Below are 5,896 nucleotides of genomic sequence, written 5' to 3'. Positions count from 1 at the left end.
CCCCGACCGTTGTGGTCGGGGGCCCACACCCCCACACCATCACCCACTCTGCTTGGAGAAAGCTGATGGACGTCACGTTGGCCTCTTGGTTCGTTATCTTTCCTGACCAGGACCTGTCCCCGGATCTCCTGGATCGTGTACGGAACCTGGCCGGCCCTGACTCGTCCCAGGTCGTCCCGCACCCCTCTGGTCGGCCCTGGCTGGTCGGCCGCTGGTCCGACGACGAGATGACCGTCTGCGCTGTGGGTGAGGTACGGCTGGCCGTGGCCGGGGTCTGTTCCCTGAACGCCGCCGAACTCGCCTCACGTGCTGGGAGAATTCGCGCCACGGCGGACATCGAGGCGGTCCTGTCGGGCGCCCACGGCTCCTTCCACGTTCTGGCGTCCGTGGCAGGCAGGTGCTATGTCCGTGGGAGCTTCTCGGGGAAGCGGCGGGTGTACCGGGCCGAGGTCGACGGTGTCACGGTGTGCGCCGATCGTGCCCATGTCCTGGCCCGGCTGTCCGGTGCCGAGGTGGACACCGCGCAGCTGGCGCTGCGGCTCGCGGGTGTCGCTGTCCCGCATCCGCTCACTGACAGTGCGTCGTGGTCCGGAGTCGGTGCCGTACCGCCCGCGGAGGCTGTGGAGCTGAAGCCGGGGGGCGGTGTGCGCGCCCTGCGGTGGTGGCAGGCGCCCGCGGCCGATCTGCCGTTGCGGGAGGCGGCGGCCGGGCTGAGAAAGGCGTTGCGGCGGGCGGTCGCGCTGCGCGTCCGGCCGGGGGACGTGGTGGCCGCGGACCTGTCCGGTGGCATGGACTCGACCTCGCTGTGTTTCCTGGCGGCCGAGGCGGGGGCCCGGCTGGTGACCATGACCTTGCACTGGAGCGCGCCGACCAACGAAGACCGCGCCTACGCCACCCTGGCTGCCCAACGCCTGCCCCACGTCGAGCATCTGGTGTTTCCGGCCGGAGATCTGCCTGCCTGCTTCGCCGGGCTCGACGAGCGCCTTGACCCGGGCGACGGGCCGTCGCTGGTGAAGCGCGACCGGCTGACACAGCAGCGCTTGGCCGAGGAGATGCGTTCGCACGGAACCCGGCTGCGGCTGTCGGGACACGGTGGAGATCATGTCGTCCAGCCGCCTGCGGCCTATGTGCATGGGCTGTTGCGCCGCTCCCCGGCGGCCGGTCTGCGGCATGCGGCCGGGCTTCGCGCGCGCTCGCGCCAGCCACTCGGGGCGACCGCGAAGGCGTTGCTCGACCGCCGCTCGTACGCCTCTTGGCTCGCCCATGCCGCGGAGCGGCTGCGCGTGCCGGCTCCGCTGATGGACTTCGGCTGGGGTGTGCGCCCGCAGCTTCCGTTCTGGGCGAGCGACCAGGCGGTGGAGTCGTGCCGCGAGCAGCTGCGTGCGGCGGCCCGGGACGCCATACCGCTGCATCGCGAGCGCAGTAGGCACGCCTGGATCGCCGTCGTGCAGCAGGCGGGTCTGGGCGACGCGCACTTCAGCCACGACGCGGCGCTCGCGGGACTGCCCCTGCACACACCGTTCTGTGACGACGCCGTGGTCGAGGCGGCGCTCGCCGCCCGCCCGCACGAGGCCGCGAGCCCCTGGTCGTACAAGCCGCTGCTCGCCGCCGCGATGGACGCCCTGGTGCCCGGGCCCGTTCTGCGCCGGACGACCAAGGACCACTGCATGCCGGAATGGCAGGAGGGCCTGCGTCGGCAGCGACACACCCTCGCCGCCTGGGCCGAGGACTCCCGGCTCGTGGCGGCGGGCGTAGCCGACGAGGCGAAGCTGCGCCGGGCGCTGCTCTCACCCGGACTGCTGTCTGGCGGCGTGAGCGAACTGGAGGCCACGCTGGCCGCGGAGGCGTGGCTGCGCGATGTGGAACACCAGGAAACCCTGAACCGCTCGAGGGAGCTGAACGATGCACCGATTGCGCGCTGATGTGAGCGCTTGTGCCGCGGACGACGGCATGGTCCTGCTGGACGAACGCGACGGGCTCTACTGGCAGCTGAACAGCACCGGCGCCATCGTCGTGCAGTCGTTGTTGGACGGCGCCACGCCCGAGCAGATCGCCGAACGGCTGGCAGCCACCCGCCCGGTGACCCGGGAGCGGGCGACCGCCGACGTGACGGCGTTGGTCTCGCACCTCGTCCGGGAAAGGCTGGTCTGCGCATCATGAGCCAGGTCCTGGACACCAGCAGTGTCCGGCCGGCGTTCGGCTCCCGGCTCGCCGCCCGCACTGCCATCGTCGCCGGCCGGCTCATCGCCCACCTGCCACCACGCCGGATCCGTGCCGTCCTGGGCCTGGTTCGGCGAGGGTCCCGACCCGCTCGGTACGAGCAGGCCCTGCGGGCGCGGCAGGAGGTGACGGCCGTCAGCACCCTCTGTGCGGGCCACTACTGCCTCCAACGCTCGCTGGCCACAGCCCTGCTGTGCCGCATGCGGGGAAGCTGGCCCACGTGGTGCAGCGGGGTACGTATCTCGCCCTTCACAGCGCACGCCTGGGTGGAGGCCGAGGGCAAGCCGGTGGGCGAGCCCGACGACACCGCCACCTACCGAGCGATGATCAAGGTACCTGGGCAGGAGCAAACCTGATCCCAGGCCAACAGACTCGGCGAGTGGAGGGCACCGCTCCCCGACATCGATACTGCGCCGCCGGCCTCCGCCGTCGTCACGTCTCACCCGCTCCTGCGCGTCAGTGAGCGATCTCCGAATTCGCTTCAGGCGAGGTCAGGCCGAGGTCAACTGGCAACCGATGCGGGCGACTTAGAGGGCGTTTGAGGTAGGCAGATTGCCCTTTATGCCCTAGTAAGTTCCTCGCCAGGTGGGAGTGGTCTCGTCCGTTATGCGCCTGGCGAGGTTGTCGACCGAGGCGATGTGGATCATGGCTTCGGAGCTGGCGGTGAGGGTCTCGTAGTCGCGGGCGAGACGGCGGTGCATCATGATCCAACCGATACTCCGCTCTACCACCCAGCGCCTTTTCACGACGTGAAACCCGCGGGCATCCGGGTTTCTGTTGACGACTTCGACATCGATTCCGAGTCGGGCGCCGTGCTCGACGACGGCGTTCTTGAAGCCGGTGTCGACCCAGCTCTTGGAGATGGTCGGGTACGTCTCCTTCGCCTGGTCGAGGAGGCGTATTCCCAGGGCGTTCTCCGAGAGGCCGGCGGCGGTGACGGTCACAGCGAGGATGAGGCCGATTGTGTCGGTGAGGATGCCGCGCTTCCTCCCGACGATCTTCTTGGCTGCGTCCGTTCCCTGGCTGGTCAGGGGCACGTTGCTGGAGGTCTTCACGCTCTGGGTGTCGATCACGGAGGCGGTCGGCTCGGGCTTGCGCCCTTCCTTCACCCGGGCCAGTCCCGTCAGGTCGTAATTGAGCTGGGCGAAGATTCCTTCGTCACGCCAGGCCGCGTAGTAGGCATAGACGGTGCCGTGGTTCGGGAAGTCATGCGGGAGGTATTTCCAGGGAATTCCCGTGCGGTTCACGTAGAGGAGCGCGTTGAAGACGTCCCGTAAATCGACCTTGGTCGGCTGTCCGGTTGGCCTGCGGTCGAGCCGAGCCTTTCTCCAGGCCGTCAACGTCGGCTCGATCAGGGCCCATCGGGCGTCCGACAGGTCGCTGGGGTACGGCTTGCGCTCGCTCACGGCGTAGCGTGATCATAGGCGAGACGGAGGACTCGGTTCCGCTGTTCATCGGGCGATTCCGTGGCAACTTCAAACCAGACGGACTTCCGGGCGCAGAAGCGAACGAGACGGACGGCCGAGCCCTCGTCCTGGCGAGCGTCATTCGACGCCTAGGGGATGAAAGCTCTCAAAGCAGGGCAGGAACGAGAGCCGCATATAGGGCTTGACCTGCATAAACGCCCTCTTAGCGCAGTGAGTGACGCTGGTAGCGCGACTCGGGTGGCCCGAAGGTCAGCCCGTTCTCGTCGAGGGCGTTGGCGATGGTCAGTTGGCTGTGGGGGAAGCAGAAGCTGACAGCGACTGTTCCCTGGGCCATGTCGCTCCCGATCCACTCGAGGAGCTCTACGTCCTGAAGGACCTGGCCCTGGAGGGCGTGCAGCTCGGGGCGCATGTCGTGGCGCCACTGGAGATCGAAGTCGGGCCACAGGACCGGCTGGTGGCGGTCCACCGTGTTCCAGGTGATCGAGATGTCGTCGAACTTTTGGTGGTTGATCTCAACCTGTTCTCCGGTGAAGTCGAGCAGGACGGGGCAGTCGGAGAACCATTCGTTGTCCTGAACGTCCCAGACCAGCCAGGCATGGGTCAACGGGCGGCCGATGAGCGCACGGAGTTGCTGGCCGTGGCCTGCCACTACCGCGGAGCGACCGTTGAGCCATTGAGGCCGGTAGCTTTCGATCCCGAAGTTGAACACGCCAGGATCTTCTCAGAAGCAGACATCACGCGACTTTGCCAGGGCCCTGGGACTGGTCCGGGAACGGGTGCGGCCGCCGGTGATCATCAGTGTGTGAAGACAGAAGATCAGACGGTGGCCGCAGTTCACAGCATAGATCCTGCCCGGTGGCAGGACAGGTTCGAGGTCCTGATGGGCCGCATCGCGGGGCGGTTCGCCCGGGTGGAACCGCGGCGCCGGGCGAGGGCGCTGGTGCCCAGATCACCGTGGTCGAGGTGGACCGCCCCGATCGTCGAGCTCGCCGCGGGCAAATCCGACCCCGTCGACGCCTATGCCGCCGCCACCGCAGTGCTCTCCGGCCGCGCCACCGGCATCCCGAAGGACCGCGATGGCACAGTCGAGGCAATCCGCGCACTGCGCGTGGTACGCGCCAGCGCCATCAAGGCCCGCACCCAGACCATCAACCAGCTCAAGTCACTGATCATCACCGCGCCCGCAGCGATGCGGGAAACACTGCGCTCACTGACCACCGCCGAGCTGATACGCCGCCTGGTCGTCAGCCGGCCCGGCTCCGATCTGACCGCCCCGGCCGCCGCTGTCAAACTCGCGCTCAAGCGCTTGGCCAAGCGATACCAGCACCTGAGCGAGGAAATCGCGCAAGCGGACGCCGAGCTGCGCGCCCTCATCACCCACATCGCCCCCGACCTGCTCGCGCTACCGGGCGTCGGGACAGAGACCGCCGGGCAGTTGCTGGTCACCGCCGGGGACAACCCCGACAGGCTCGTCTCGGAGGCATCCTTCGCCCACCTGTGCGCAGCCGCACCCGTGCCAGCCTCCTCGGGCCGCACTGATCGCCATCGACTCAACCGCGGCGGCGACCGCCAGGCCAACCGCGCGCTGCACACCATCGTCCTGGTCCGTATGCGTCACGACCCACGCACCCGCGACTACGTCGCACGACGCACCCTCGAAGGGCTCAAGACGAAGGACATCTTCATATGCCTCAAGCGCTTCGTCGCGCGAGAGGTCTACCGCCACCTCACCAGCGCACCATCGGCATCTCCAGCCACTTGACGATCTATAGGAGCTTCAGAGTCAAGCTAAACCAGAGGCGGTCTCGACCGCCGCCTTGCCCGTATTCCGGTGTGCGCGGCGGCCGTTCCTTGTGGGGCAAACGACCGGCACACTCAGCGACCGGGCCGGGCTACCGTGCCCGTCGTACGGGGCTGACACCGGCCATGGCGGTCGCGCATGACCTCACCCGCAGGGCGACCCTCGCCTGATGCGGCGTCAGCTTGAGACGTTGCACGACTGACAAAGTTCCCTGCACGGACGACAAAGTCCGAAGCCCACGACGACCCTAAGGTTCCTGGGCGAGGTCAGAAAAGGTCGCTGTTCAGCAGGAGTGGACGCGCATAGATCAGACTCCATATTGAAAGGAACCAATAGGCATGCGCAAGACAGGCAAAAGCAAGGCACTTCTCGCGACAGGGACCATGATGGCGGCCCTACTGGGAGGAATGATCACCGCTGCCCCAGCCAACGCAGCAGCCCCGGTGTT

The 5,896-nt window shown here is 67.8% G+C and carries 5 protein-coding genes and 1 pseudogene; 4 read left to right on the top strand and 2 right to left on the bottom strand.

The genetic code is table 11. The features are described 5' to 3' along the window. Positions 1-65: 65 nt before the first annotated feature. The 3 genes from GAS53_RS53790 to GAS53_RS53780 are packed head-to-tail and all read left to right on the top strand — an operon-like array spanning position 66 to position 2,576. Complete coding sequence (locus tag GAS53_RS53790) at positions 66-1,922, top strand: asparagine synthase-related protein (protein ID WP_151485133.1); 1,857 nt, start codon at positions 66-68, stop codon at positions 1,920-1,922. Continuing rightward, positions 1,903-2,160, top strand: a complete 258-nt coding sequence (locus GAS53_RS53785; RefSeq protein WP_151485132.1) for a lasso peptide biosynthesis PqqD family chaperone — start codon at positions 1,903-1,905, stop codon at positions 2,158-2,160. Before GAS53_RS53790 ends, GAS53_RS53785 begins: the two co-directional genes overlap by 20 nt. Further along, positions 2,157-2,576: a lasso peptide biosynthesis B2 protein gene (locus GAS53_RS53780; protein WP_151485131.1), complete on the top strand. Its 420-nt coding sequence runs from the start codon at positions 2,157-2,159 to the stop codon at positions 2,574-2,576. The genes GAS53_RS53785 and GAS53_RS53780 overlap by 4 nt, the downstream gene beginning before the upstream one ends. Positions 2,577-2,786: 210 nt before the next feature. Here GAS53_RS53780 and GAS53_RS53775 read toward each other — a convergent pair whose 3' ends face one another. Both GAS53_RS53775 and GAS53_RS53770 read right to left on the bottom strand, forming a co-directional pair. Beyond that, positions 2,787-3,626 (bottom strand): IS5 family transposase, encoded by an 840-nt coding sequence (locus tag GAS53_RS53775; protein WP_151485130.1) that lies wholly within the window; start codon positions 3,624-3,626, stop codon positions 2,787-2,789. A 223-nt stretch (positions 3,627-3,849) separates the two neighbouring features. After that, positions 3,850-4,356 carry a hypothetical protein gene (locus GAS53_RS53770; protein WP_151485129.1) on the bottom strand — a complete coding sequence of 169 codons (507 nt, stop codon included), beginning with the start codon at positions 4,354-4,356 and terminating at the stop codon, positions 3,850-3,852. 233 nt (positions 4,357-4,589) lie between these two features. Between GAS53_RS53770 and GAS53_RS53765 the strand changes: the two are divergent. Next, positions 4,590-5,409 (top strand): annotated as a pseudogene (locus GAS53_RS53765) (transposase); the annotation flags it as partial. Between the last annotated feature and the right edge of the window lie 487 nt (positions 5,410-5,896).

Source organism: Streptomyces albicerus, from assembly GCF_008905045.1.
GTDB classification, from domain to species: Bacteria; Actinomycetota; Actinomycetes; order Streptomycetales; family Streptomycetaceae; genus Streptomyces; species Streptomyces albicerus.
Note: the sequence above shows the minus strand (reverse complement) of the source record. Positions and strands in the feature narration are given on the sequence as shown.

Excerpts from the sequence above, each read along its gene's own strand:
- GAS53_RS53790 (WP_151485133.1), top strand. The coding sequence starts at position 66 with ATGGACGTCACGTTGGCCTCTTGGTTCGTTATCTTTCCTGACCAGGAC.
- GAS53_RS53785 (WP_151485132.1), top strand. The coding sequence starts at position 1,903 with ATGCACCGATTGCGCGCTGATGTGAGCGCTTGTGCCGCGGACGACGGC.
- GAS53_RS53780 (WP_151485131.1), top strand. The coding sequence starts at position 2,157 with ATGAGCCAGGTCCTGGACACCAGCAGTGTCCGGCCGGCGTTCGGCTCC.